This window comes from Arthrobacter sp. B0427-1-12 (genome assembly GCF_059092905.1).
The window spans coordinates 1-868 of record NZ_JBNHIC010000170.1; the positions used below are offsets into that span (position 1 = coordinate 1).

1 protein-coding gene is annotated in these 868 nt (G+C 67.7%); it reads right to left on the reverse strand.

Annotated elements, in window-relative coordinates; translation table 11 throughout:
* Window positions 1–40 precede the first annotated feature (40 nt).
* Window positions 41–868, reverse strand: an 828-nt coding sequence (locus tag AC5RWU_RS24385; RefSeq protein ID WP_493986746.1) for an ISL3 family transposase, incomplete at its 5' end; no start/stop codon positions are given.

Sequence of the window (868 nt, forward strand, 5' to 3'; positions counted from 1 at the left end):
GGCTCTGTCGCACTTTCGGTGGTGGTTGGGTGGGCGTCCGTCAGCCGAGGAGGATGCGGTGGCGGAGCAGGGTGAAGCCGGCACGTCCGTACATCTGACGCTTGAGCATTTTGGTCCGGGTGTTGACGCCTTCGGTTCTGCCGTTGTGGTGCGGCTTGGTGAGCGCGGCGATGACGGCGTCGTGGTCCTGCTCGAGTCCGTGGGCGAAGGAGTGCACGTGCGGCAGGTCGGCAGACCGGGTGGCGCGGATCCACGTCTCGAGCCTGGCCGGGTTAGTTTCGTCAGGCTTCAGGAGGCCGGCGAAATCCCGGATCAGGCCGCAGAGAGCGGTCATCTCCGGGCATGAGGCGGCGAGCTGATCAAGACGCTCGCTCTGCCGATCGGTCAGATTCTCCGGCCTGGTCAGCAGCAGTCGGGTCGCACGGCGAGGCGACAGATGCGCCCGGTCCTCATCGGCTCGGCCCTGGTTCAGATAACGATGCAGCAGGTTCGCGCTGCCGGGATAGCCGAGCTCACGAATCTCCTCCAGCAGCTGCGTGACCGGCGCCCCGGGCTCTTCGGCTCGCCGGCGCCGCAGATAATCGCGATAGGGTTCCACGAGCGTAGGCCGGTACTGCGGAACACGTCGAAGGCGTTCCGGCTCGCTCGCGCGGGCGTAGCGCTTGACCGTGTTCAGACCCAGGTTCAACCGCCGGCAGCAGTCCAGCAGCCCGACGTCCTGATCGAGCAACTCATGCACCTGCCGCCAGCGCTCGGCTGTCGTGCGAGCCCGGGGGCCGTCCTGCAGACCTGTTGCGCCGGCCCAGCACGTCGAGTGGGCGGCGACCTCCTTGGCGGCGGCTTCGGCCAGGCCATGCCACAGGTGCCA